The organism is Segniliparus rugosus ATCC BAA-974 (genome assembly GCF_000185725.2).
GTDB classification, from domain to species: Bacteria; Actinomycetota; Actinomycetes; order Mycobacteriales; family Mycobacteriaceae; genus Segniliparus; species Segniliparus rugosus.
The window spans coordinates 1825723-1850193 of sequence record NZ_KI391953.1; the positions used below are offsets into that span (position 1 = coordinate 1825723).

Sequence of the window (24471 nt, forward strand, 5' to 3'; positions counted from 1 at the left end):
ATGACGAGCCCTCAGGAGCGGCGGTTCGAGATCCTGCGAGCCATTGTCACCGACTACGTGGCGACGCAGGAGCCGGTCGGCTCGAAAGCGCTCGTGGACCGGTACGGGCTCGGGGTTTCCAGCGCGACGGTCCGCAACGATATGGCCGTCCTCGAGGCGGAGGGCTACATCGCGCAGCCCCACACCAGCTCGGGCCGCGTGCCGACCGAACGCGGCTACCGGGAGTTCGTCAACCGCATCGCGGAGATCAAACCCCTCTCGTCTGCGGAGCGACGCTCGATCCTGCAGTTCCTCGAGCACGGCGTTGACCTCGACGACGTGCTCATGCGCAGCGTTCGGCTGCTCACCCAGCTCACGCGGCAGGTCGCGGTGATCCAATACCCGACGCTGGTCACCGCGAGCGTGCGGCACCTTGAGATCGTCTCGCTCACCCCCCGGCGGTTGCTGCTCGTCCTCATCGCGGACTCCGGCAGGGTGGACCAGCGGACCGTCGAGCTCGCAGACGACGTGGACGAGGAGACCACAGCCTCCTTGCGCACGCTGTTCAACCGGGCGCTCTCGGGCAAGCGCCTCGACTTGGCCAGCACTGCGGCCATGGAGCTCGCCGAGCAGGCCGAGCCGAATTTGCGCGGGCACATCGTCACCATCGCGACCGGCCTGGTGGAATCCCTGGTCCAGCGCCCGCAGGAGCGGCTCGTGGTCGGCGGGGCGGCGAACCTCACCCGCAACGCGGCGGACTTCGAGGGCTTCTCGGGCTCGTTGTGGTCCGTGCTCGAAGCGCTCGAAGAGCAGGTCGTGGTGCTCAAGCTCTTCGCGGCGGCCCAGGACCCGGGCATGGTCATGGTGCAGATCGGCGAGGAGACGCGTTCCGAGCAGATGCGCGGCGCGTCGGTCGTGTCCACGGCGTACGGGACCGACGGCGCGGTGTTCGGCGGCGTCGGCGTCGTCGGCCCGACTCGGATGGACTATCCGGGCACGATCGCCGCCGTGTCGGCCGTGGCGAGGTACGTGGGCGAGGTACTGGCCGAACGTTGATCCCGGCGCGGCGGGCCCGGTCAGCCCTCCGATATATGCGTACGGCATAATGATGCCGCTGAACTGGGATTTTGCCAACGTTTCCAAGAATTCACATAATGTCGAGGGAACGTGGCAGCTGGAAATCTGAGACTATGGCTTTGGAATGACGACTATGAGGAACAACGTGGCGCGAGACTACTATGCGATTTTGGGCGTCGACCGTTCGGCGAACGATCAGGAGCTCAAGCGGGCCTACCGGAGGTTGGCCCGGGAGTTGCACCCCGACGTCAACCCCGCCGAGGAGGAGCGGTTCAAAGAGGTGACGACCGCCTACGAAGTGCTCTCCGATCCGCAGAAGCGGCAGATCGTGGACGCGGGCGGCGACCCGCTCGACCCTCGGGGCGGCGCGGGTTTCGACGGGTTCGGCGGCTTCGGGGGCCTCTCGGACGTGTTCGAGGCGTTCTTCGGCCAGGGGTTCGGCGCGGGGGGCGGCGGCCGGTCGCGCGGGCCGAGGGGCCGCGTGCAGGCCGGGTCGGACGCGCTGGTCCGGGTGACGTTGGACCTTGAGGAATGCGCGACCGGCTCGCGCAAAGAGCTGACCGTGGACACCGCGATCCTGTGCGACCTCTGCGTCGGCTCGGGCAGCGCCAGCGGCGGCAAACCGACGCGCTGCGCCACCTGCGGCGGCTCCGGCGAGGTGCAGTCGGTGCAGCGCTCCTTCCTCGGCCAGATGGTCACGGCGCGGCCCTGCCCCACCTGCTCCGGCGCGGGCGAGGTGGTGCAGGACCCGTGCGGGAAGTGCTCCGGCGCGGGCCGGGTGCGGGCGCGCCGTTCGATCACGGTGGACATCCCGGCAGGGGCCGGCGAGGGCGTCCGGGTCCGGCTCGCGGGCCAGGGCGAAGTCGGACCGGGCGGCGGCGCGGCAGGCGACCTGTACGTCGAAGTGCGCGAACGACCGCACCCTGTGTTCTTCCGCAACGGCGACGACCTGCATTGCACGGTGCGCGTCCCGGTCGTGGACGCCGCGCTCGGCGCGACGATCCCTATGACGACCATCCTTGGCGAGGAAGCGTTGGTCGAAGTGGCGGCGGGCACACAGCCCGGCGCGGTGGTCGAGCTGCGCGGCCAGGGCATGCCGCAGGTGCGCGGCGGCGTGCGCGGCACATTGCACGTGCACCTGGACGTGGTCGTCCCCGCCCGTCTGGACCATAAGCAGGCCGAGAAGCTGCGCGAATTCCGCGATTTGCGCGACGAGGAGCCGGAAGTCGTCTCAGCGGCCTCGAACCACACCGGCGGTCTGTTCTCGCGGTTGAAAGAGGCGTTCCGGGGCCGCTGAGCCGTTCTTGCCCGAGCCGGGGCTCACCAGCCCCGCTCGCGCCATTCTTCGAGGTGAGGGCGCTCGACGCCGAGCGTCGTGCCGTTGCCGTGCCCGGGGTGCACCACGGTCGAGTCGGGCAGGCGGCCGAAGATCCGCTCGCCCACGTCCCCGATGAGCGAGGCGAAGTCCTCCGGGCTGGTGGTCTTGCCGACCCCGCCGGGGAAGAGCGAGTCGCCGGTGAAGACATGCGTCGGGGCTCCTTCGCTGGCGAGGGACACCGCGACCGAGCCGGGCGTGTGGCCGCGCAGCTCGACCACCGGCAGCCGCAGCTCGCCGATCCGCAGCTCGTCCCCGTCGGCGAGCAGCTGATCTGCGGGCACCGGCACGCCAGGGGCGTCGAGCCTGCCGATGGCGGTCGGCGCGCCGAGCTCTTTGGCGACGTCGGCGAGGGACTGCCAATGGTCGGGATGCTGGTGCGTGGTGAGGATGAGCCCGACCTTCGAACCGGAGCCCTCGACCAGCTGCAGAATCCGCTCGGTCTCGTTCGCGGCGTCGATGAGCAGCGCGGTCCTCGTCGCGAGGTCTTCGACCAGGTAGACGTTGTTATCCATCGGGCCGACCGAGATCCAGCTGACCCGCGAGCCGGGGAGTTCGACTGTCTGGACGGTTTGGGGATCGGTCATGAAGTTCTCCTTGGAAAGTCGTATGGAACCAATCAGGCACCCCGGCAGTCATACTATATGTGCGAGTGATGTGTTCGGTTTCCACGGAGCGGAGGGGCGATGTCCGCGCCCGCCGCTGATTCCGCGCCGAGCGTCGACCCGGTGGCAGCGCTCGCGGTCTACGCCGAGCGGACGAGCGCGAGTGCGGTGAGCCCGGACGGGGCGACGCGTGTGAGCGTCGACCGCTACGGGCGGGCGGTGCGGGTGGAGGGGTTCGCGCGCACCTTCGCAGAGGCGGTGTGGTTGGCGCGCCTGGCCAGCGAGGCGCGCGAAGCGATGTTCGCCAAGCGCACCCGCCAGTTGGCGGAGGCCGCGCGAGGGCTCGGCGAGCACGAGATCCTCGGTTGCGCCTCGGCCCCCGGACCGGCGGCCACTCCGGACGTGGTGCCGCTCGTCCTCGGGGTGGAGATCTTCCCGGACGCCTACCGGAACTGGGGGTTCCCCGATCCGGTCCCTCCGCCGGAAGGGGAGCGGCCGTTGCTGGTGGACTGCCAGTCCTCTCCGGCGGAGCTGCGTGAGGTGCTGTTGCGGCAACTGGCGTGGGCAAGTTCCCCGGATCGGCGGATCCAAGTGGCGGTCGACGCGTGCGGCGCGGTGGCTGGGGTCTTCGTTTCCCCGGACGTCTCGGATCGGTACACGGCGGGGCTGCTGGCGGCGGTCACCCGCAAGCTGCACATGGTGGCGTGCGGCTATATGCGGGGGATGCTGCGCGAGCTCACCGCGCGGTCGTGGACGCGGGCTCCGCACCTGTTGCGCTCCTACACCGCGAGCTGGACGCAATGGCCGAGGCCGGAGAGCGCGCTGTGGGAAGCCGCGCAGGTGCAGCGCGAGCGCCCGACGAGTTGGCCGTGCTTCGAGATGCTCGGTTCGGTCGAGGCGTTCTCGACGACCTTGGTCGCCGAGGCGCTCTGTCCCGGCGAGCCGTCCGCGCGCGAGGTCATGGGCTGGTGCGCCTTGCCAGAGGGCGCGGAGCTCGCGGTGGACGCCTCGGGGCTGCCGAGGCGGGTTTCGCCTGCGGGAACGCCGGTCGACACGCGCTGGTACGAGGCAGGTCTGCACGCCGCCCGCGAGGCCTGCTTCGCGAAGGTGGCAGAGAACTGGAACGGCGGCCCCATCGTCGAAGTGCGCCCGGACCCGGTGATCGCGCCGCTGCTGTGGACGCATTCCTGGTGGGGGCGGACGGGCGCGGAGGCCGCTCCGCCGGTGGACGAGCGGGCCGAGCGCTTCGGCCTGCGCGTGGCGACCAAGCGCTGTTGCGCGGAGGGGAAAGATCCGGCATGGGTCGACCGCCTGTACGCCAAAGCGGCGGGGGTGCTCGTCACCGAGCGCAGTCCGGATTCGCTGCTCGCGGTGACTGTCGGCGCGGACTGCGCTCCGACTGCGGTCTCAGCGCCGCCCGAGGCGTGGGCGGCCCATTCGCCGGAGCGGGTCGTGGAACTGCTCAACCAGTGCTATCTGGACGCGGCCGACCAAGTCCGCGCGACACAGGTTTGGCTGTTGCGCGAGCTGTGGCGCTGCCCTTCGGACCTCGTGGTGGACCATTACACGCCGCATCTTTCTTTCTTGCACCCGGTGCCGGGCGCTTCGGCTCCGGTGCGGCCCGTGCAGCTGCTCGGCTGAGAGCTCACAAATTGACGAGTTTGGCGGCGGCCTTGCCCGCCAGCTCCTCGGCCACGCCGGGGAGGCCGGAGAGGACGAGGACGTCGATGTCGCGGATCCGGGCGATCGCGTAGTAGAAGACCTCGTTGCGGAACGGGTCGGATTTGGCGAACGCGTAAGTCACTTTGACGCCGAGGCTGCTGTCGCTCCCTGGGACTTCCAAAGGGATCGGGACGGCGTACGCCGGGTACGCCTCGGGGCTGCCGCTGAGGGAGACGGTGAAAGACCCGCATCGCGCCAGCCAGCCTCGGGCGAAGTCCACCAGGCTCCCCTCGCCGTCTTGCGGCCGGAGGAACAGTTCGACGGCGTATCGGCCGTCGTAGAACATGCCGTTGAAGTCGGGCGCGTACGCGTTGGCTTCGACCAGCGGTTTGTCCCGTTCGCTGAGCAGACGCGTCGAGCAGTCCGGAGGTTTCGAGCTTTGCGCGGTGACCGGGCTCTTGCGCCTCGTGTCGATCGTCAGATACGCGGGGACGTCCGTCTGGGCCATGAGCGCGGCTCGGAGCTCGTCGGGGGTTTTCTCGGCGAGGCTCGGCTTTTGGGTGGCGACGACCGGCGGCGGGGGCGCGTCGCCCATATGCGTGATCCGCCCGAGGATCGCGAGCGCCGCCGCGATGACCAGGACGACGGTCACGATCGTGATCGCCGCGAACGAGGGGACGCGCAGATTCGGTTTGCGCCCGGTCCTGGGCGTCACTTCGGGGCCGAGAGCGCCGGTTGCGCGACTTTTTGCAGTATGGCGCTCATGTCGGTGTCGGCAAGGTCGGTGCTGTTGTACTCGCTCGCCATCGTCTTGACCACGATGTCGTGCTTGAGCGCGACGGTGACCCAGTTCAGCAGCCCACGCCGGGGCTCTTCGTCCTGTGCGACTTTCACTCCGAGGCTCGCGTCTGCGTTGGGGAACGACTTATTGCCGATCAGCTCTTGCCGGACTGCGACGGAAGCGGAGGTCTGCGGGTTGGTGAAGGTGTAGTTCAAGCATTTGGAAGACAAGGAGCTTCGGTATTCGGCGATGGCGTCAGAACCAGAGCGCTGCACGCCGATCATCACCACCACGCTGTCGGGCAGGTTCGTGATCGTGTTGACGACTTTGCTGCGGATCAGGGCTTTCGCGGCCCAGGCGACGGATTCCGGCTTGATCGGCTGCGCGCAGTCGGAGGGGTTCGTGCTCATCGACGGGTCGACGGGGCTGGAGCCGTTCTCCGGGCCCAAACCGTCGACGAGCCCGCCCGGACCTGGCGACTGCTCGCTGACGATCGTCCAGCCGTCGGGGGCTTGGACGGGCAGGTATCCGGCCAGCTCTTCCACCGTGTGGCTGCCGAACGGCGAAGGCGGTTTCGGCGCTTGGCCGCCGCCCCCGTTCGAGGAGAAGGCGAACATCGCCACCACGGAGACCACCGCGACGACGACGAGCGCGCCCGCGATGAGCGGGCCCTTGTTATCGGCCTTGGCCGACTGCGGGCGGGGCGGCGGGGCGGTGAGGCTGGACGGCTGGGCCACCAAGGGGGTGAACGGCATCGGCCGCAACGAAGCAGCGGGCCGCCCGGCGTAGAGCGGGCCTTGGGCTCTGGGCCTTGCCCGGATCGGCAACGCGGGGCCGGGCGGGAAAGCGGCCTGTTGGCCCGCCGCGCCGGTCGTCTGGCCCGGCGGCGGCGCGAAGGCGGCGGGGGAAACGGCGGAAGCGGGGGCGAACGGGGAGGGGGAGGGCGGCGGAAGCGTCGTCCCCGGCGGGGCCGTGAACGGCGACGCGTGCTCCGAAGGCCGGGTGAACGGGGACTGCGGCGGCGGTCCGGGCGGCGTGCCCGGTCGGGCTTGGCCCGATTGCGGGTGGGCGAACGGGGACTGGACAGGGCCCCGGTTGAACGGCGAGGACGGCCCGCCTGGACGGGCCTGGTCGAGCACTGCGACCCCGCCCGGCCCAGAGGGGCCGGGCGCCGTGCCGGAGGCGGATTGGCTGGCGGCGGTCCTCCTGGCGGGGTAGCCGCTCGCCAGGCCGGGGGAAGGCGGCAAACCTGCGGGGAACCCCGGCGGCGGCGCCGGTGCTCGCTCGGTCAAAGGATCCTCCTCCATCTCCCCGACCTCGTTGCCGGGGCTGAATATCCTACGGAGGATACTACGCTCCTGCGTTCGGCGCCACCCAAACAGCCGTGTTCGGAGCCAGCGTTCCGCCGTCGATGGGGGCGCTGGCGAGCAGCACCTCGCCTTCGGGCAGGGGGACGGGGGCTTCTGTCGCGTTGAGCGCGCAGAGCAGGCCGCCTCGGCGGAAGGCGAGCTGGCCCTCCGGCACGTCCAGCCACTCGAACTCGGCCTCGGCGAACTCGGGGCGGGCGCGGCGCAGTTCGATGGCACGGCGGTACAGCGCCAGCGTCGAGCCGTCCTCGGCCCCCTCGCGCGCGACGGTCACGTTCCCCCAGCCCTCCGGCATGGGGAGCCAGGTGTCGTCGGCGCTGCTGAACCCGTACGGGGGCTCGTCGCCGGACCACGGCAGCGGGACGCGGCAGCTGTCCCTGCCCCGGAGGGTGTGCCCGGAGCGCTCCCAGATGGGGTCTTGGAGCGCCTCGTCGGGCAGCGGGACGGATTCGAGGCCGAGCTCCGCGCCGTTGTACACGAAGACGACTCCGGGGAGCGCGAGCGCGACCAGCGCCATGGCCCGAGCCCGCGCGAGGCCGATCTCCCCGCTTCCGTAGCGGGTCGTCTCTCGCTCGACGTCGTGGTTGGACAGGGTCCATGTCGCCGTTCCGGCCACCGACCGCACGGCCTCGAAGGAGCGGGTGATCGCCTCGCGGATCTGTTTGGCCTCGAACTCGGCCTCCACGAGCTTGAAGTTGAACCCGAGGTGCAGCTCGTCGGGCCGCAGGTAGGCGGCGAACGTTTTGTCGTCGCGAGCCCAGATCTCCCCGACCGCCATCTTGTCGGGGTACTCGTCCAACACGGCGCGGATGCGGCGGTGGATCTCGTGGACGGCGGGCTGGTTGAACCGAAGGTCGCCGGGGCTGTGGTCCAAGAGGCCCGAACCGACGGTGGTCATGTCCGGCAGCCCCGGGGGTTTGGCCATCCCGTGCGCCACGTCGATGCGGAACCCGTCCGCGCCTCGGTCGAGCCAGAACCGCAGCGTCGTCTCAAGGTCGGCGAGGACTTCAGGGTTCTCCCAGTTCAGGTCCGGCTGCTCCGGCGCGAAGATGTGCAGGTACCACTGTCCCGGCGCGCCGTCCTGCCCGGGGACGCGGGTCCACGCCGGGCCGCCGAAGATGCTGGGCCAGTTGTTCGGCGGCTCGTCGCCGTTCTCGCCTTTGCCGTCGCGGAAGATGTAGCGGCCCCGCTCGGGGCTGTCCGGGCCCGCCGCGAGCGCGGCCTGGAACCACGGGTGCTGGTCGCTGGAGTGGTTGGGCACCAGGTCCATGATGAGCTTCAGCCCTCTGCCGTGCGCCGCGGCCAGCAGCCGCTCGAACGCCTCGATGCCGCCGAAGAGCGGGTCGACGTCGCGGGGGTCGCTCACGTCGTAGCCGTGGTCGGCCATCGGCGAGCGCATGATGGGGCTGAGCCACAAGCCGTCGACGCCGAGGCTGACAAGGTGGTCGAGCCCTTCGACCACCCCGTCGAGGTCGCCGACCCCGTCTCCGTTCGCGTCCTTGAACGAGCGGGGGTAGACCTGGTACAGGACAGCGTCTTTCCACCAAGGGCCGGATTGCGTCATATGGCCATTCTGCCCGCCTCCGGCGGATCGCGCACGCTGTCGGCGTTGGCTTTTACGGAGCGTTCATGAGCGAGTCCGCCGCCATCTCCAGGTAGGCCCAGAGCTCCTGGCGGTGCGCTTGGTCCATGACGTCCTCGCCGACCGAGTCCACGCCCGCGCGCATGCAGCGCAACCACGCGTCGCGCTCGGCGGGGCCGATCACGAAGGGGACGTGGCGCATGCGCAGGCGCGGGTGGCCGCGCTGCTCCGAGTACGTCCGGGGGCCGCCCCAGTATTGCTGGAGGAACAGGCGGAAATGGAGTTCGGACTCGGTGAGGTCGTCCGGGTACATGGGCGCGAGCAGCGGGTCCTTGGCGACCTCGGCGTAGAAGCCTTTGGTGATGGTCTCGAACGTCCCGGCTCCGCCGACTGCCTCGTAAAAGCTCTGCGGCGCTGCGTCAGTCATCATGGACCATTCTGCCACGCCGGCTTCGCTCGCTGCGGAGGGGCGACGGGCGGGCCTCCGGCCGCGTTGGCGGCTCCGAAGGCTCCTGCTCACGCGACGGATTCCGCCGGATCGGGCCGGAGCTGTCGCAAACGAAGAAATAACGGGCGAGAAACGCCAGCGCGTGGTAGGAAGGTAGGAAGTAAGAGGGAGTTTCACCCGAGTACTCGATAGAGAGAGGAAGAGCATTGGTCTGTCAGTCCGGTTCCGCGCGATCGCGAATATCTTTCCCGATTCGCTGACCGGATTTTCGCCGATCAAGCTCCAACAGCGTCAGGAGCGCCACGAAGATGCCGTCACACCGCCGATCACTCGCTGGCGGCGCCACGCTGGTCCTGAACGTGGGCTTCGAGCCGCTCAACATCATCCCGCACCGCCGCGCCGTCGTGCTGGTGTACTCCGACCGCGCCGAACTCGTGGAGCCGACGAACCTGCTGGCGCGCTCGGAGCGCGCGGAGCTGCAAGTGCCCAGCGTCATCCGGCTGTCGCGGTATGTCCGCATCCCGTACCGGGCGACCGTCCCGCTCACCCGGACCGCGGTGGTCGCGCGGGACAAGCACCGTTGCGTGTACTGCGGCGGCAAGCCGGAGACCATCGACCACGTCGTGCCTCGCTCTCGAGGCGGGCAGCATGTGTGGACCAACGTCGTGGCCGCGTGTCAGAAGTGCAACCACAAGAAGGGCAACCGGTTGCTCTCCGAGCTCGGCTGGACGCTGCGCGACGCGCCCTCGGCCCCCAAAGGGGCGGTGCCGAGGTTCGTCTCCGGAGAGCACCCCAGCGCATGGCGGCGCTACTTGGGCGAGGCGGAGGAGGCCGGTCCGTTTGAGCAGCGGACGGCGTGATCCGGACAAGCCGGACGTGATCCGAGCGCGCCTGGGGCGCTTGGTAGAGTGTGCGCATGCCTGTGCCACTCCTTCATAGCCTTCCGCTGGTGGTGATCGCGATCGTCGCGGTGCTGACCTATTTCCTTGCGAAGGGCCGCGCGCGGCCCGCGCAGTACCGGGTCGGCGAGCCGTGGACGGCTGGCGCGGTGTTGTGGAGCGCGGTGGACGAGGTCGGCCACGGCGGCGAGCACGGCCACGGCGACGTGGTCGGAAAGGCGGTCAGCGGTGAGTGGTGATCTTGTCGCGCACGGCGAGCGCGTGCCAGTGGTCTCGACGGCGCTCGACCCCGAGGAGCCGTTGACCCATCTCCCGTTCGACATCGACCAGCGTGTCGCGGTGGACGACGCGCTCGTCCGCGCCACTCGGGACACCGGTGTGCAGTTCTCGGTGCGGATCGGCGATCTCGGCGCGGACGCGCTGGCAGGCGCGAAGCAGGTTTTCCCGCACGTGCCCGAGGCGCAGCGGGGCGTTTTGATCGCGATCTCGCCGAATGAGCGCAAAGTCGTGGTCGTCTCGGGCTCCGGGGTGGAGCGGGCGACCGAGCCGGTGCTCCAACTCGGTGTTGCGGCGGCGACGAGCGTGCTCTCCCAGGCGAAGGGCAAAGCGCGGGACAGCGCTCTGGTCGACGCGACCATTGCGGCGATCCGGGTGATCGCCAGCGCCATCGAGCCTGTCTAACGGCAAGAGCGTTTCGGAGTCGGCGGGCGTCGGCTCCGTCCCGACATGCTGTGCGCGCCGGAGCGTTCGGGGATGTTGACGACAGTCGAGCCGGTGCGCGACGTGCCACCGGAGGATGTGCTCGGATGACAGAGACAGGGCGGGACGCGGCAGAGCAATCGCTTTCGCGCCGCGCGCATTGGCCCTTGGCGGCGGTCGCGCTGGCCGTCTTCGTCGGCGCGACGGGCGTTGTCGGTTCTTTCGGCTGGTTCGTCGCGGCGAGCGTGTGGGGGACGATCCGGATCCGCCGGGCGTCGCGTTCGCGGCAGGCGTCGCGCTGTGCGTCGCGGGGTGCGTGTTGGTGGCGGCGAGTTCGCTGGCTTCGGTGCTGCGGCGATTGGAGCTGCTGCGCGTCGGCGGGAGCCTCGCGCGCGTGCTTCGCGGGAGCTGGACGGTCGGCGCGCTCTGCGCGATGTCCGGGCTGCTCGTTCTCGTCGGGCTCGGCATCGTGATGACGGCCCTGTCGCAGCTGACCACGGGCGGGAAAGCCTTCGTGACCGTGGTTTTCGCGCTGTGCGCCCTGGTCCCGGTCGTTCCGGGGTTCGAGATCTGGCGGCGGCGCGCAGGCGGGAAGGCCGATTGACCGCGCCGCTGCGCTTGTCCCCGAGGCGCCGCGCGGCGCGGTACCCTAAACAGCTGTGGCAACCCCGAAGGTCGAACGGCTGATCAATCTCGTGATCGCGTTGCTCTCGGCTCGGGGCTATGTTTCCGCAGAGCAGATCCGCTCCTCGGTCTCCGGCTATTCGGAAGCCCCCAGCGAGGAGGCCTTCGAGCGGATGTTTGAGCGGGACAAAGCCGAGCTGCGCGAACTCGGGGTGCCGATCGAGACGGGCAAGATCTCTCGCACGTACGGCGGCGTCGGCTACCGCATCCGCCGCGACGCGTACGAGCTGCCCGAAATCGTGTTCACGCCCGAGGAGGCGGCGGCGGTCGCGGTGGCGGGCGCGCTGTGGCAGACCAAGGAGCTGGCCGGGACGGTGGACCGCGCGCTGGTCAAACTGCGGGCGGCGGGGTCGCCGATCTCTCCCTCCGACGCGCCCGTCGTGGACGTGGTCTGGCAGGTCGAACCTGGCTCGCGCGGATCGGAAGAGGTGTTCACCGCCCTGGTCGGCGCGGCGGAGGCCGGCCGCCGAGTGCGGTTCGACTATCGGGCCGACCCGACCCGGCCCCTGACGACCCGGACGTTGGAGCCATGGGGGGTGGTGACCCACCGGGGCCGGTGGTACGTGCTCGGCTGGGACATCGACCGCGACGCGCCGCGCACGTTCCGGCTTTCCCGGCTGCACGGCGCGGTCAAAGACGCGGGACGGGCGGAGACCGACTCGCTCTACACCCCCGAGCAGCTGCGGGCGAAAGTCGTCGAGCTTGTCGACCCGCCGAGGCCGGAGGGGAAAGCCTTGGTCTGGGTGGCCAGAGGCGAGGCGGAAGGGCTGCGCAGGCTCGGCTCCGTCGTGGGGGAGCGGGAGCTGGACGGGGCGGTCGGCGATCTGGTCGAGATCGCGTTGAGCTCGGTCCAGACGCTCGCCCGCGCGGTCGCGGGCTTCGGCTCGCACGCGGTCGCGCTCGAGCCGGACCGGCTGCGCGACGAGGTCGTCGCTCGGCTGGAAGCGGTCGCCGGTCCTGCCGGGGGAGGGTTAGCTGCTTCCCAGGTGGATGAGATGCCAGGCCATGAGCCCCGACGTGTGCTGGGCGGGCGGAGCGTGCACGAGGGGCGAAATAACGCCGCAGACCGCCAGCTGGGAGGCAGCTGATGCCGCCGACGAACCTCGCGACCCGGTTGACGCGGATGCTCAGCATCATCCCGTATTTCCGCGCCCACCCTGGGCAGAACGTCCGCGACGCGGCCAAGGCGCTCGGCATGAGCGTCGCGGACCTGCATCGCGATTTGAACCAGCTCTGGCTCTGCGGTCTGCCGGGCTACAGCCCCGGCGACCTGATCGACATCTCGTTCGCGGGGGACGGCGTCGAAGTCGGCTTCTCCGCGGGGGTGGACCGCCCGTTGCGCCTCACCCGGACCGAGGCGACGCTCTTGGTGGTGGCGTTGCGCGCGCTCGCCGAGCTGCCGAGCGGCGTCGACCCCACCGCCGCGCTCTCGGCCATCGCGAAGATCGAGGCTGCGAGCCAAGGGGAGAGCGCCGTCCCTCCCGCCCAGCCCGAGCCGGAGTCGCCAGCCGTGCGCGCCGCCCGTGCCGCGCTGGCGCGGGGCCGGGCTCTGCGGATCCGGTATTACTCGGCCACCAGCGACGCGGTGACGGACCGGGTCATCGACCCGATCCGAGTGGTGATCCAAGGCCGAGGCTCCTATATCCAGGCGTGGTGCCGCGCCTCGCAAGCGGTCCGGCTGTTCCGGCTGGACCGGCTCGACGACGCGACCGAGCTGGACGAGCCGTCGCGGCCGCAGGCCGCGCCAGCGGTCCCCGCCGGGTTCTGGGGGGAGACCGAGGGGTCGCCGCAGGCGCTGGTGGCGGTGTCCCCCCAGGCGGCGTGGGCGATCGAGCACCACGGCATGACCGTGTTGGAGGACTCGTCCGCGAGCGGGAGCCGCCCCCAGACCGAAGACGGATGGCTGCTGGCCAAGCTCGGATACGGCTCGCCCGACTGGCTGCGCCGGTTTCTGCTCGGCCACGGCACGGAGATCCGGCTGCTCGACCCTGGTGAGCTGGCGGCCGACACCGCAGATTCGGCCCGGCTCGCGTTGCGCAGGTATGCGGCTTCAGCGAACTCTCAGCCCGGAGGGGTAGAATCAACGGGACAGACGTCTTAGGAAGGTGATCCCACTATGGGAAGTTTGAGCGTATGGCACTGGGTGGTCGTTCTGGTCGTCCTCGTGCTGCTCTTCGGCTCGAAGCGGCTGCCGGACGCGGCGCGTGGCCTCGGACGTTCGCTTCGGATCCTGAAGTCCGAGGTCCGGCAGATGAACTCTGAGGACGGGGACGAGGCGAAGCCCGAGGGCCAGGCTCCGGCCCAGGGGCCTGCGAGCGGGGGAGAAGGCAGAACGGCCCCTGCCGCGCCGGCGCAACAGGCGTTGGCCGCCGCGCCTTCGCAGCAGGCGAACGAGCAGGCCTCGCACGCCACAACCGCCTAGTGGCGAGTGCGGGCTCCCGGTCGGCCGGGAGCGTGCTGCGTCGGCTCAGGCTCGGGCCCAAGCTGACCTCCTGGCTGCGTCGGCGGCCGGAGAACCCCGACGGCGTGATGTCGCTCGTGGAGCATCTCTACGAGCTGCGCCGCCGACTGTTGATCGCCCTGTTCGCGATCGCGCTGACCAGCGTGGTCGGATTCTTCTGGTACAGCCACGGTCTCTTCGGCGGGCCGAGCCTCGGCGAGCTGCTGCGCCAGCCCTACTGCTCGGTGCCCGAGCAGTACCGGGCCAATCTCACAAAGGACGGCTCCTGCCGCCTTTTGGCGATCAAGCCGTTCGACCAGATCCTGCTCAGGTTTAAAATCGCGTTGCTCGCGGGCGTGGTGCTGGCCTGCCCCATGTGGCTGTACCAGATCTGGGCGTTCATCACCCCCGGCCTGTACTCGCACGAGCGCCGCTACGCCGTCGGCTTCGTGGCGCCCGCCGCCGTCCTGTTCGTGGCCGGGACTGTCCTCGCGTACTTCATGTTCGCGCAGGCGCTGCAATTCTTGTTCCAGGCGGGCGGCGAGCTGCAGGTCCAGGGGATGGACGGCGAATCGTACTTCGACGTGCTGGTCAACATCTTGATCATCTTCGGGCTGAGCTTCGAGCTGCCGCTCTTGGTGGTGGCGCTCAACTTCATCGGAGTCCTCCCGTACGAGAAGATCTCCGCCTGGCGGCGGGGGATCATCTTCGGGCTTTTCGTCTTCGCGGCGATCGTCACCCCCGGCCAGGATCCCTTCTCCATGCTCGCCCTGGCGCTGGCGCTCACGGTCCTCTTCGAGCTCGCCGCCCAGATCGCCCACCTGAGAGAATGGCGCAAAGGCCGCAAGGGGCAGCTGGAGCCGGAAGTCCCCGACGACGAGGCCGCCCCCATCGATCCAGCCGCGCCGATCCCGTCGCCCGAGTCCAAGGACTCCGACGAGCAACCGTACGCGGACATCACATGACCGCCGAGCGCACAGAGCGCCCGTCCGCGTTCGAGGGCGGGCCGGACCATCTCGCGACGTTCCAGGCGGGCCTGCGGTTCGCGCTCGACCCGTTCCAGGAGCAGGCATGCCGGGCCGTGCAGGAAGGCAGGGGAGCCCTGGTGTGCGCGCCGACCGGGGCGGGCAAGACGATCGTCGGCGAGTTCGCCGCCTCCCTCGCGGTCGCCAAGGGGGGCAAATGCTTCTACACCACGCCGATCAAGGCGCTGTCGAACCAGAAGCACGCCGATTTCTCTGCCCTGCTCGGAGCCGACCGGGTGGGGCTGTTGACCGGGGACGTCTCGGTGAACTCGGAGGCCCCGGTCGTGGTGATGACGACCGAGGTGCTGCGGAATATGATCTACGCGCACTCGCCGACCTTGGCCGGGCTCTCGCACGTGGTGATGGACGAGGTGCACTACCTCGCCGACCAGTTCCGGGGCGCGGTGTGGGAAGAGGTGATCTTGAACCTCCCGCGCGAGGTCGTCGTGGTGAGCCTGTCCGCGACGGTCGGCAACGCGGAGGAGTTCGGGGAGTGGCTCCAGGCGGTCCGGGGGGACACCGAGGTGGTGGTCGAAGAGCGCCGCCCGATCCCGCTCTCGCAGCATGTGCTGGTCGGCGACCGGATGTTCGACCTCGAACCAGAGGACCCGCGCCACGGCGAGCGGGGCTCGGACGGGGCGCTCTCGAAAGCCGAACGCAGGCTGCGCCACGAACTTGAGGCCCACATCAAGCAGCAGGAGGCGCTGGCGAGCTTCGAGGACCCGAGAAGGGGCCGCGGTCGGGGCGGTCCGCCGCGCGACCGCCGCCGCGCCCAGGGGCGGACGCTCTTGCCGAGGACTCGGGTGATCAGCAAGCTCGAAGAGGAGCGGCTGCTGCCCGCGATCTGGTTCATCTTCTCCCGCGCGGGCTGCGACGACGCGGTGGCGCAATGCCTGCGCTCGCCGTTGCGGCTGATCTCCCCGGAGCAGAGCGCCGAGGTCCGCGCGTTGATCGAGGAGCGCACCGCGCAATTGGACTCCGCCGATCTCCAGGTCCTCGGCTACGACACGTGGAAGTCGGCTCTCGAGCGCGGCATCGCGGCGCACCACGCCGGCATGTTCACGCTCTGGCGGCACATCGTGGAGGAGCTGTTCGTCAAGGGCATGGTGCGGGTCGTCTTCGCGACTGAGACGCTCGCGCTCGGGGTGAACATGCCCGCTCGCTCGGTCGTCCTTGAGAGCTTGGTGAAGTTCAACGGCGAATCGCATGTGGACCTGACCCCTGGGGAGTACACCCAGCTCACCGGGCGGGCGGGCCGACGGGGCATCGACACGCGCGGGCACGCGGTGCTGCGCTGGAAGCCCGGCGTGCGCGCGGCTTCGATGCTGCGCCTGACCGACTCTCGGACCTATCCGCTGCGCAGCTCGTTCCGCCCTTCGTACAACATGTCGGTCAACCTCATCGACCGGATCGGCCCCGCGGCGAGCCGGAGCCTTTTGGCGCAGTCGTTCGCCCAGTTCCAGACCGACCGCTCGGTGTCCTCCGCCGCGGTGGTGCTCGCCAGGCGCGAGCAGGAGCTGGAACGGGAGACCAAGCGGCTCGACATCGCGGCTTCGCCGCAAAGCGCGGCGGACGTGCTCGACTACCTGGCCAACAAAGCCGAGCTGCGCAGCGGCCCGGCGCGCGCCCAGCACCGCAAAGGCAAGGCGGCTTCGGTCGGCGACGGGCTGCGGGCGTTGCGGCGCGGGGACGTGGTCCGGGTGCCGGTCGGACGTCGGCAGGGGTGGGCCGTGGTGCTCTCGCCCGACCACGACGGCGCGCACCCCCGCCCGCTCGTGCTCACAGAGGCGGGCTGGAGCGGCAAGATCTCCGTGGTGGACTTCGCCCACGAGGCCCCGCACGTGGCGGGGACGATGTCGGTGCCCAAGCACCTCGAACCCCGCGACGGGCGGACCAAGCGCGACACCGCTGCCCGGTTGACGGCGTACACGGAGAGCCTGCCCGCCCCGTTGCCGAAGCGGGAGCGCGCAGCCGCGTCCGACGGGCACCGCTCGTTGCGCGAGCACCCGGTGCACCGGCTGCGGCAACGGGAAGAAGTGCTGGCCATCGCGCGCAGACAGCAGACCCTTGCGGCGCAAGTGGAGCGGCTCCGCGAGGAGATCGGCGGCCGCTCCGGCTCTCTGGCGAGGATGTTCGACCAGATCACCGCGTTGCTCGAAGATTTCGGCTACCTGGCTCCGGGCTCGGAGGAGGGGCCGACGACCACCGACTTGGGCCGGATGCTGCGGCGCACCTACAGCGAGTCCGACCTGCTGATCTGCGAGTGCTTGCGGTGGCGGGTCTGGGAGGAGCTTTCCCCCTCGGAGCTCGCGGCGGTGGCCTCCTGCGTCCTCTACGAGCCGCGCGGGGACGACGAGCGGGTGTCTCGGATGCCGACCAGGGCCGCGCAGACCGCCTTTGTCGAGACCTCCCGGCTGTGGAGCGAAGTCCGTTCGGCGGAACAGGCGCGGGGCCTGCCGACGACGCGGGAGCCCAACGCCGGCATCGCCCACGCGATGTGGGCCTGGGCAGACGGCGCGAGCCTCGGCGACGCGCTGGACAGCCACCGAGGGCTCTCCCTCTCTCCGGGCGACTTCATCCGCTGGTGCAGGCAGGTGGTCGACCTTTTGGGCCAGATCGAATCCCTCGCCCCGAGCGAGGAGCTCGCGAAACGGGCCCGTGCGGCCATCGAAGGAGTGCGGCGCGGCGTCGTGGCCCTCGGCGCGTAGCTCTGGGGTCCGTGCGGCGGTCTGCTGCGTTTCCTCGCTGATCGTCGTGATCCAGCGCAATTTTGCGAAGGCGCGGGCGGCGGAATCGCTCTCTCGTCTTTCGCGGCGCGGCCTCAAACTTGACAAACTTGACAGATTAAGAGCCACTGGCTGTTCAGGGGTATAAACGCGCCAGCGTGTATGCGCGCCAGTTGGCGAAGGGCGTAGTTCGAATCCGTCTAAATAAATCCACCTACCAGCGAGCATTGGATGAATTAATGAAGCGGAAGGCAGTTGGTTACTCATGTATTGCTATTGTGTTACCAGGCTGGAATAAGCTGGTGCCGGGTTTTTGACAAGAGCGTGTTGATCGGTCCATCCGGTGGAACTGGGGTGTGCAGCCTAGCGATTCGTGGTAATTGCCGAAACTTGAACTACGATCAAGGGAGAGTGCGAATTGAAGTCATACAGTCTGGGGAAGTTCGAAGACCGTAGTATTGACAGTTTGATCGAAGAGGCCTCCGGCCTGCCCGACAGCGCGTACAGCTCGGCCTATCAAGAGTACTCAATCGGCCTTTGGGACACGGCCACGCTATGGAATGAGCGCGGCAACGAGTCTGGTGAAGTCTCAGAGCACGCCGCGGCGGCGGCGCCTACCGCTATCGGCCGATCGACGCCTCGGCTCAATGAATTCGTGCGAGCGAAATTCAATGTCGACGTTTTGCGCGCTGTTCGACTATTTCGGGCGCGGCAAGGCGCGATCATCATTCCTCATCGCGACTATTTGGAGCACTCCAACGGGTTTTGCCGGATCCATCTTCCTTTGGTGACGACTCCGGGAGCCCGTAATAGCGAGAATAACGAGGTCTATCGCATGTTGCCAGGCGAGCTTTGGTTCCTGGACAGCAACGAGGTCCATTCGGGTGGAGTTCTTGATTCGGGAACTCGGATCCATTTAGTGCTAGATTTCACCCATGAGCATAACGAAAACCCGGCTGCTGTGTTGAAAAACGCGGACCGATTACGTCCTATTGCTCGCGATCCGCGAATATCTCGATCCAAGTTAGACCACGAAGCTCTGGAGAGCCTGATCCGAGGCGGTCGAGTCGTGACATTGGCGATGTGGCCCGCCCTAGTGCAGATGCTCGCTAGAATCCATCTGACATCTGACGCGCATCCTGCCGAACTTTACGACTGGCTGGACGATCTTGCTGACCGCAGTGGTAACGACGAGCTTGTGGCAGAGGCGCGAAGAATGCGGCGATATTTCTTGACGGATGGAATATCGAGGACTCCATCGTTCGAGCGATTTTGGCGCGAGCTCGATGCGGCGCGGAAGGGCGAGCTAGTCTCGTAAGAAAAGATTTCCGAGCCTGGATCTGATTCCTCGCCACGTTATAAGAGCTTTCGTTGGAGCCTCGGTTGTCGACCGGATTCGGAGTAGCGTGAGGCTTACTCTTTCTCTTTCGATACGCCAAGCGATGGGGGCGAGACCAAATCGGACTGACAATAGAAGCTGCTACGAATCCGGCCAGATTCATAACGCGCCGGTTCAACCGGTAGGGCGGTGGACATGCCGCACATTTGTTCTATCGCCGGTCGGCGGGATCCTCGCTGCAGTTCCTGGTTCGTCGGAGTTTCGGCAGCTCCGCCCTTATGAATTTCATTATCTCAGGGCAGGCTCAGGCGACGTTGTCGCCAAGGCAACCTGGTTTTCGCTTCTCCGAGATTTGTCGGCCTCGCTAGCGTGGATAGGAGTCCATTGGAGTTCGATTATCGGCGATTGGGAAAGCGTGAAGAAAGTGCTTTTTGAATAGTGTTTAGTGGATGTGCAAACGGGACACGTAGGCGGTGTACCACCCGATTTGATAATCGGCGAGTGCTGGTTCGACTCCAGCTGTCCCGACCGATTGCACGCAGGCCGCTTTTTTCGGCAACCCTGGGAAATAGAGGCGTGTTGGTTATTTTTCAGTCCTTTGAATTTTTGACGATTGCGAGGAGGCGGTTGTGCTTCGCGATGCTGGACCAGCCCAGCGCGGTCTGCTGTCCTTAAACAACGGTCTCGCCCTTGTCGGTAGCGTCCATTCAGCGGCGCGCAGGTGCCACTTATTAGTGCGGGGGTCCTTCGCGTCTGCGAAACGGCTTCGTCCGCAGAGGCGCTGGCTCGACGCCGATTGGAAACAGGACGGGCCAGAGGCGCATGGGGCCGAAATCGCGGCCCGAGATTTTTGGCAGGGATCGGAAAGCTGGTCTGGTACTGTCGCATGTGTGGCTCGAACGGTGAGTGAGAGATCAATCGCTCTGGCGGTGGTGTGCAACCCGGGTCGAGGAGACGTGCTGCGCCTATCTCGGCGTGGTTCGTGGCTGGAAGCGCAGACATGAGGCAAGGGCAGCTCGGGCGGTGGGGGTGGTTGGCTCCGCTTCTTATGGGGGCGAGCAGTTGCTCGATGTACTTGGGAGCCGCTTTTGGCACGATGCTGTTCCGATGGGTTGACCCGGTCTCAGTGGCGTGGCTGAGGGTTTGCGGTTCGGCGCTTATTTTCGCTGCGATCGCTCGACCTGGCGTATCCTCGTGGCGGGGGAAGAAGCTTGTTCGGTCTAGCGTTTTCGGCACTACCACCGCTCTGATGAACATATTTTTCTATCTCGCGATATCTATCTTGCCCTTAGGCTCCGCTGTCGCCATCGAATTTCTCGGCCCAACCGCCGTGGCGGCGTTTTACGCGCGCTCGCTCAAGGGGGCGCTTGCCGCGCTTTTGGCGCTGGCAGGGGTGCTGCTCGTTTCGGGCGCGCGTTTTTCGCAGGAGGTGGCGGGCGTTGTGTTCGCCTTACTTGCGGCATTTTTCTGGGCAGGCTACATTTTTTTCGGCAAAGCTGTTTCCAACGATAGAGATATCAGTTCGCTTGCCGTGGCATTCGCAGCAGGAGCATTAATCACCTCGCCGGCTCTCGCCTTTGGCGTAGGGCACGAGGCGGCGTGGGGGCATATCGGGGAGATCTTGTTTTTCGGGCTTGGCCTGGGGCTCTTGTCGAACGTGATTCCGTATTCTGCGGACCAGTTTATCTTCCGCAGGGTCGGTGAGGCGTACTTCGCGTTACTGCTCGCGATGCTCCCCGTGGCTGCTGCGTTGATTGGATTCTTCGTGCTCGGCCAGAAGCTTTCTTTTGAGGAATGCGTCGGCGTGCTTTGCGTCGTTGCCGCTATCGCTCTCGGCAAACCATCGTGACGGTGCGTTGTCGGCCTGCTGCGGCGTCGCGGCTCCTCAGATTCACGGGCGGCGGGCGGCGGCCCGCCGGAAGCCGGCGCTAGGCCAGCGCGGACGAGGCGAGCAGCCGAGCCCACTGCTCGGGCTCGCGCGCGGAGATCCGCTCGGCAGGGCCGGAGACGCAGAGCGCCGCGCGCACGCTGGCCCGGTCGTCCGACCACACGGGCACCGACACGCTCGCCACCCCCGGCTCGCGCTCCCCGGTGGTGTGCGCCCAGCCGCGCTCGCGCACGAGCGCGAGCGTCGCCTCGTCGAACGCCGCCGAGCGCAGCAGCGGGGCGCGCAGCTCGGCGCTCTCCCAGGCGAGCAGCACTTGGGCTCCCGATCCCGCGGTGAGCGGCAGGCGGGCTCCGACAGGGACCGAGTCCCGAAGGCCGGAGGCGGGTTCTGCGGAGGCGAGGCAGACCCGGTGGTCGCCTTCTCGCCGGTAGAGCTGGACGCTTTCGCCGACCGTTTCGCGCAACGCGGGGAGGGCTCGGGCGGCGGCTTCGGCGAGCGGGTCGGCGGCGTGCGCGGCGAGCTCGTGCAAGCCCGGCCCGAGCGCGAAACGCCCTTCGGCGTCTTTGGCGAGGAGGCGATGGGTGTGCAGCGCTTGGGCGAGGCGGTGCGCGGTGGCTCGGGGCAGCCCGGTGCGGGCGGTGAGCTCGGCGAGGCTCGCTGGCCCTTGGCGCAGCGCGTGCAGGACGAGGACAGATTTGTCGAGCACCCCGATGCCGCTCGATCCGGTTTCGGGGATGTTCTGCCCTCTGCTATCATTGTCCATATATTGATATTATCATCTCATATTATGGGATAACGGTCTTCGGGCTTCTGATACTGGAGAGGTCGGAAACCGCCGAGAGCGCGAGAGGAAGGACCCGCCGTGACAGCCCCACGGACTTTGCCCCAGAAAGTATGGGACAACCATGTCGTCGCCCGCGACGAGGCGGGCGGGGCAGACCTGCTCTACATCGACTTGCACCTCGTCCACGAGGTGACGAGCCCGCAAGCCTTCGACGGGCTGCGCCTGGCCGGCCGCAAGCTGCGCAGGACCGACCTCACCATTGCGACCGAGGACCACAACGTCCCGACCGACACCGTCCTTGGCCCGATCAAGGACCCGATCTCCCGCGCCCAGATCGAGGCGCTGCGCGCGAACACCGCCGAATTCGGCGTGCCGCTGCACCCGATGGGGGCGGCCGAGCAAGGCATCGTGCACGTCATGGGCCCGCAGCTGGGCCTCACTCAGCCGGGCACGACCGTGGTCTGCGGCGACAGCCACACCTCCACGCACGGCGCGTTCGGAGCTTTCGCCCTCGGCATCGGCACCTCCGAGGTCGAACACGTCATGGCCACCCAGACGCTCTGGCTCAAGCCATTCAAGACGATGGCGATCAACGTCTCGGGGTCGCTCGCCCCAGGGGTGACCGCGAAGGATCTCATCCTCGCGGTGATCGCGGAGATCGGCACCGGCGGCGGGCTCGGCCACGTGCTCGAATACCGGGGCCAAGCCGTGCGGGAGCTCTCTATGGAGGCCCGCATGACGATGTGCAACATGTCCATCGAGGCGGGCGCCCGGGCGGGCATGGTCGCCCCCGACGAGACGACCTTCGCCTATCTCAAGGGCCGCGCTCGGGCTCCGAAGGGCTCCGACTGGGAAGCCGCGGTCGCCGCCTGGCGGCAGTTGCCGACCGACGAGGGCGCGCGGTTCGACCGGGAGGTGTTCGTCGACGGCTCCGCGCTCGCCCCGTTCGTCACCTGGGGCACCAACCCCGGCCAGGGCGCTCCGCTTTCCGCGTCGGTGCCCGACCCCGACAGCCTCGGCGAGGACGAGGAACGGGCCGCGGCCCGGCGGGCGCTGGAGTACATGGGCCTGACCGCGGGCACGCCGCTGCGGGACGTGTCGGTGGATGCGGTGTTCGTCGGCTCCTGCACGAACGGGCGGATCGAGGACCTGCGCGACGTCGCGTCGGTCCTGAAGGGCCGCAAAGTCGCCGACGGGGTGCGGATGCTCATCGTCCCCGGCTCGGGCAGGGTGCGCGAGCAGGCCGAGGCCGAAGGCCTCGCCGAGGTGTTCGAGCAGGCCGGGGCGCAATGGCGCCAGCCGGGCTGCTCCATGTGCCTGGGCATGAACCCGGACCAGCTCGCGCCGGGCGAGCGCTGCGCGTCCACGTCCAACCGCAACTTCGAGGGCCGCCAGGGCCGGGGCGGACGCACCCACCTGGTGTCGCCGCTGGTCGCCGCTGCCACCGCCGTGCGCGGCAGGCTGTCGTCCCCTGCGGATCTGTGAGGAGGAAATAATGGAACCGTTCACCACCCACACCGGAGTCGGCGTGCCCCTGCGGCGCTTCCAGGTGGACACCGACCAGATCATCCCCGCCGTCTACCTCAAGCGGATCACCCGCACCGGCTTTGAGGACGGGCTGTTCGCGGAATGGCGCAAGGAGCCGGACTTCATCCTCAACCGCCCGCCCTACGACCGGGGCTCGGTGCTCGTCGCGGGCAGCCCGTTCGGCGTCGGCTCGTCGCGCGAGCACGCGGTCTGGGCGTTGTGGGACTTCGGCTTCCGCGTCGTGGTCGCCGCCGAGTTCGGCGACATCTTCCGGGGCAACGCCGGGAAATCCGGGTTGCTGACCGCGCAGGTGACGCAGGCGGACGTGGAGCTGCTGTGGAAGGTGCTCGAAGAGCAGCCCGGCCTCGAAGTGACCGCGGACCTGGTGGAGCGGACCGTCACGGCGGGCCCGGTGACGATCGCGTTCCGCATCGACGACGGCGTACGGGGACGGCTCTTGGAAGGCTTGGACGACGTGGCGCTCACCCTGCGGCACGCGGACGCGCTGGCCGAGTTCGAGGCGAAACGCCCGTCCTGGCTGCCGACGACGTCGTAGCCTTAGGCTGGGGCGATCCCCAGCAGGCGTTCGGCGTTGCGGTGCGCGATCTTCTCCCGGTCGTCGGCGCTGATCGGCAGGCGGTCCAAGTACGCGACGCCGTCGGCGTTGCGGCTGTACGGGTAGTCCACGGAGAAGAGGATCCGGTCCGCCCCGAGGCAGTGGTAGGCGGCCACGAACGGCGGGTAGGTGAAAAATCCCGCGAAGGTGATGGAGAAATGGCTGGCGAAGGCTTCCTTGATGGAGGTCGACAGCCGCACCACCGAGGCGAGCCGCTCGCTGGCCCGGTCGATCATGAACGGCAACGTCTCGCCCTGGTGGCCGAGGATCATCTGCAAGCCTGGGTGGCGGTCGAAGAGCCCGGCGAGGATGAGGCGCAGGGCGTGCAAGCCCGCGTCCACGTGCCAGCCGAAGGCCGGGGCGGCGAGCATCTCGGTCACGGCGGGGCTGAAACCGGCGTACTGCGCGTCCACCACGGCTTGCGGCGGGCGTGTCGGGTGCAGGTACACCGGCACGCCGAGCTCCTCCGCCTTCGCGAAGATTGGCCAGTACTTTTGGTCGTCCAAGTACTCGCCGCGCACATGCCCGTTGAGCATCGCCCCGACGAAACCGAGCTGCGTCACGGCCCGCTCCAGCTCGCGAGCGGCTTCGGCCGGGTCTTGGACCGGCAGGTGGGCGAAGCCCCGGAACCTGGCGGGGTGGGCCTCGACAGCGCCCGCGATCGCGTCGTTGGCCTCTTTCGCGAGGCGAACGGCAGGGCCGGCCTCGAGCATCTCCACTCCTGGCGTGGTCTGGGAGAGCACCTGGACGTCGATCCCGGCCTCGTCCATCGCGGCGATCCGGCCCGCCCCGATATCGTCGATGCCGACGGGGACGACAGCTCCCGGCGGGCTCTTCCAGAGCCCGGCCTGCGCGAGGAGCCGGTACATGGACTCGAGCGGGTGGTCTTCGTTCGCCTCGCGGATGGGCAGGGTGGTGAAATGCTCTTCAAGCGCGATGATCCGCATCACACGGAGCATAATCCCGTT

Annotated in this window: 23 protein-coding genes and 1 tRNA gene; 17 read left to right on the forward strand and 7 right to left on the reverse strand. The window is 68.4% G+C overall.

What is annotated here, in order from left to right:
- Together hrcA and dnaJ are read left to right on the forward strand one after the other, a co-directional pair.
- Positions 1-1035 carry a heat-inducible transcriptional repressor HrcA gene (gene hrcA / locus HMPREF9336_RS08955; protein ID WP_007471073.1) on the forward strand — a complete coding sequence of 345 codons (1035 nt, stop codon included), beginning with the start codon at positions 1-3 and terminating at the stop codon, positions 1033-1035.
- A gap of 166 nt (positions 1036-1201) precedes the next feature.
- Positions 1202-2353 carry a molecular chaperone DnaJ gene (gene dnaJ, locus HMPREF9336_RS08960; RefSeq protein ID WP_040585343.1) on the forward strand — a complete coding sequence of 384 codons (1152 nt, stop codon included), beginning with the start codon at positions 1202-1204 and terminating at the stop codon, positions 2351-2353.
- A gap of 23 nt (positions 2354-2376) precedes the next feature.
- Here the strand turns inward: dnaJ and HMPREF9336_RS08965 are convergent, their stop codons facing one another.
- On the reverse strand, positions 2377-3018 hold the full coding sequence (locus HMPREF9336_RS08965) for an MBL fold metallo-hydrolase (protein ID WP_007471077.1): 642 nt from the start codon (positions 3016-3018) through the stop codon (positions 2377-2379).
- A gap of 99 nt (positions 3019-3117) precedes the next feature.
- Here HMPREF9336_RS08965 and HMPREF9336_RS08970 point away from each other — a divergent pair, with 99 nt between their 5' ends.
- Positions 3118-4677, forward strand: coding sequence for a hypothetical protein (locus tag HMPREF9336_RS08970; RefSeq protein ID WP_007471080.1), 1560 nt, complete (start codon positions 3118-3120; stop codon positions 4675-4677).
- 4 nt (positions 4678-4681) lie between these two features.
- Here HMPREF9336_RS08970 and HMPREF9336_RS08975 read toward each other — a convergent pair whose 3' ends face one another.
- The 4 genes from HMPREF9336_RS08975 to HMPREF9336_RS08990 are packed head-to-tail and all read right to left on the reverse strand — an operon-like array spanning position 4682 to position 8858.
- On the reverse strand, positions 4682-5413 hold the full coding sequence (locus HMPREF9336_RS08975; protein WP_007471085.1) for a hypothetical protein: 732 nt from the start codon (positions 5411-5413) through the stop codon (positions 4682-4684).
- Positions 5410-6771, reverse strand: a complete 1362-nt coding sequence (locus HMPREF9336_RS08980) for a hypothetical protein (RefSeq protein WP_040585345.1) — start codon at positions 6769-6771, stop codon at positions 5410-5412. Before HMPREF9336_RS08980 ends, HMPREF9336_RS08975 begins: the two co-directional genes overlap by 4 nt.
- Before the next feature lie 58 nt (positions 6772-6829).
- Positions 6830-8410, reverse strand: coding sequence for a glycoside hydrolase family 13 protein (locus HMPREF9336_RS08985; protein WP_007471088.1), 1581 nt, complete (start codon positions 8408-8410; stop codon positions 6830-6832).
- 52 nt (positions 8411-8462) lie between these two features.
- On the reverse strand, positions 8463-8858 hold the full coding sequence (locus tag HMPREF9336_RS08990) for a globin (RefSeq protein WP_007471090.1): 396 nt from the start codon (positions 8856-8858) through the stop codon (positions 8463-8465).
- A 326-nt stretch (positions 8859-9184) separates the two neighbouring features.
- Here HMPREF9336_RS08990 and HMPREF9336_RS08995 point away from each other — a divergent pair, with 326 nt between their 5' ends.
- The 12 genes from HMPREF9336_RS08995 to HMPREF9336_RS09040 all read left to right on the forward strand — a co-directional run bounded on the left by HMPREF9336_RS08995 (position 9185) and on the right by HMPREF9336_RS09040 (position 20537).
- Positions 9185-9736, forward strand: coding sequence for an HNH endonuclease (locus tag HMPREF9336_RS08995; protein ID WP_021030391.1), 552 nt, complete (start codon positions 9185-9187; stop codon positions 9734-9736).
- A 56-nt stretch (positions 9737-9792) separates the two neighbouring features.
- Positions 9793-10014, forward strand: a complete 222-nt coding sequence (gene ctaJ / locus HMPREF9336_RS09000) for an aa3-type cytochrome oxidase subunit CtaJ (RefSeq protein ID WP_021030392.1) — start codon at positions 9793-9795, stop codon at positions 10012-10014.
- Entirely contained in the window at positions 10004-10456 is a 453-nt protein-coding gene (locus HMPREF9336_RS09005) for a DUF5130 family protein (RefSeq protein ID WP_007471097.1), read from the forward strand. Before ctaJ ends, HMPREF9336_RS09005 begins: the two co-directional genes overlap by 11 nt.
- Before the next feature lie 265 nt (positions 10457-10721).
- Complete coding sequence (locus HMPREF9336_RS09010) at positions 10722-11078, forward strand: hypothetical protein (RefSeq protein ID WP_021030393.1); 357 nt, start codon at positions 10722-10724, stop codon at positions 11076-11078.
- 55 nt (positions 11079-11133) lie between these two features.
- Entirely contained in the window at positions 11134-12246 is a 1113-nt protein-coding gene (locus HMPREF9336_RS09015; RefSeq protein WP_021030394.1) for a helix-turn-helix transcriptional regulator, read from the forward strand.
- Positions 12246-13259, forward strand: a complete 1014-nt coding sequence (locus HMPREF9336_RS09020) for a helix-turn-helix transcriptional regulator (protein WP_007471103.1) — start codon at positions 12246-12248, stop codon at positions 13257-13259. Before HMPREF9336_RS09015 ends, HMPREF9336_RS09020 begins: the two co-directional genes overlap by 1 nt.
- Before the next feature lie 15 nt (positions 13260-13274).
- Positions 13275-13580: a Sec-independent protein translocase subunit TatA gene (tatA, locus tag HMPREF9336_RS09025; protein ID WP_007471106.1), complete on the forward strand. Its 306-nt coding sequence runs from the start codon at positions 13275-13277 to the stop codon at positions 13578-13580.
- A 107-nt stretch (positions 13581-13687) separates the two neighbouring features.
- On the forward strand, positions 13688-14563 hold the full coding sequence (tatC, locus tag HMPREF9336_RS09030) for a twin-arginine translocase subunit TatC (protein ID WP_084206664.1): 876 nt from the start codon (positions 13688-13690) through the stop codon (positions 14561-14563).
- Complete coding sequence (locus HMPREF9336_RS09035) at positions 14560-17331, forward strand: DEAD/DEAH box helicase (RefSeq protein ID WP_021030396.1); 2772 nt, start codon at positions 14560-14562, stop codon at positions 17329-17331. Before tatC ends, HMPREF9336_RS09035 begins: the two co-directional genes overlap by 4 nt.
- A 484-nt stretch (positions 17332-17815) precedes the next feature.
- Positions 17816-18667, forward strand: a complete 852-nt coding sequence (locus HMPREF9336_RS17920; RefSeq protein WP_007471113.1) for an aspartyl/asparaginyl beta-hydroxylase domain-containing protein — start codon at positions 17816-17818, stop codon at positions 18665-18667.
- Positions 18668-19146: 479 nt separating this feature from the next.
- Positions 19147-19216: transfer RNA gene (locus HMPREF9336_RS18430), tRNA-Ser, on the forward strand.
- A gap of 721 nt (positions 19217-19937) precedes the next feature.
- Positions 19938-20537 carry an EamA family transporter gene (locus HMPREF9336_RS09040; protein ID WP_007471115.1) on the forward strand — a complete coding sequence of 200 codons (600 nt, stop codon included), beginning with the start codon at positions 19938-19940 and terminating at the stop codon, positions 20535-20537.
- A 79-nt stretch (positions 20538-20616) separates the two neighbouring features.
- Here the strand turns inward: HMPREF9336_RS09040 and HMPREF9336_RS09045 are convergent, their stop codons facing one another.
- Positions 20617-21339, reverse strand: coding sequence for an IclR family transcriptional regulator (locus tag HMPREF9336_RS09045; RefSeq protein WP_021030399.1), 723 nt, complete (start codon positions 21337-21339; stop codon positions 20617-20619).
- 99 nt (positions 21340-21438) lie between these two features.
- On the opposite strand from HMPREF9336_RS09045, the gene leuC reads away from it, so the two are divergent.
- Both leuC and leuD read left to right on the forward strand, forming a co-directional pair.
- The gene (gene leuC / locus HMPREF9336_RS09050; RefSeq protein ID WP_007471120.1) at positions 21439-22845 is read left to right on the forward strand and encodes a 3-isopropylmalate dehydratase large subunit; all 1407 of its coding nucleotides are present in this window, start codon (positions 21439-21441) and stop codon (positions 22843-22845) included.
- A 10-nt stretch (positions 22846-22855) separates the two neighbouring features.
- Entirely contained in the window at positions 22856-23443 is a 588-nt protein-coding gene (gene leuD, locus HMPREF9336_RS09055) for a 3-isopropylmalate dehydratase small subunit (protein ID WP_007471122.1), read from the forward strand.
- 2 nt (positions 23444-23445) lie between these two features.
- On the opposite strand, the gene HMPREF9336_RS09060 is transcribed toward leuD, so the two are convergent.
- Positions 23446-24450, reverse strand: coding sequence for an amidohydrolase family protein (locus tag HMPREF9336_RS09060; protein WP_040584733.1), 1005 nt, complete (start codon positions 24448-24450; stop codon positions 23446-23448).
- Between the last annotated feature and the right edge of the window lie 21 nt (positions 24451-24471).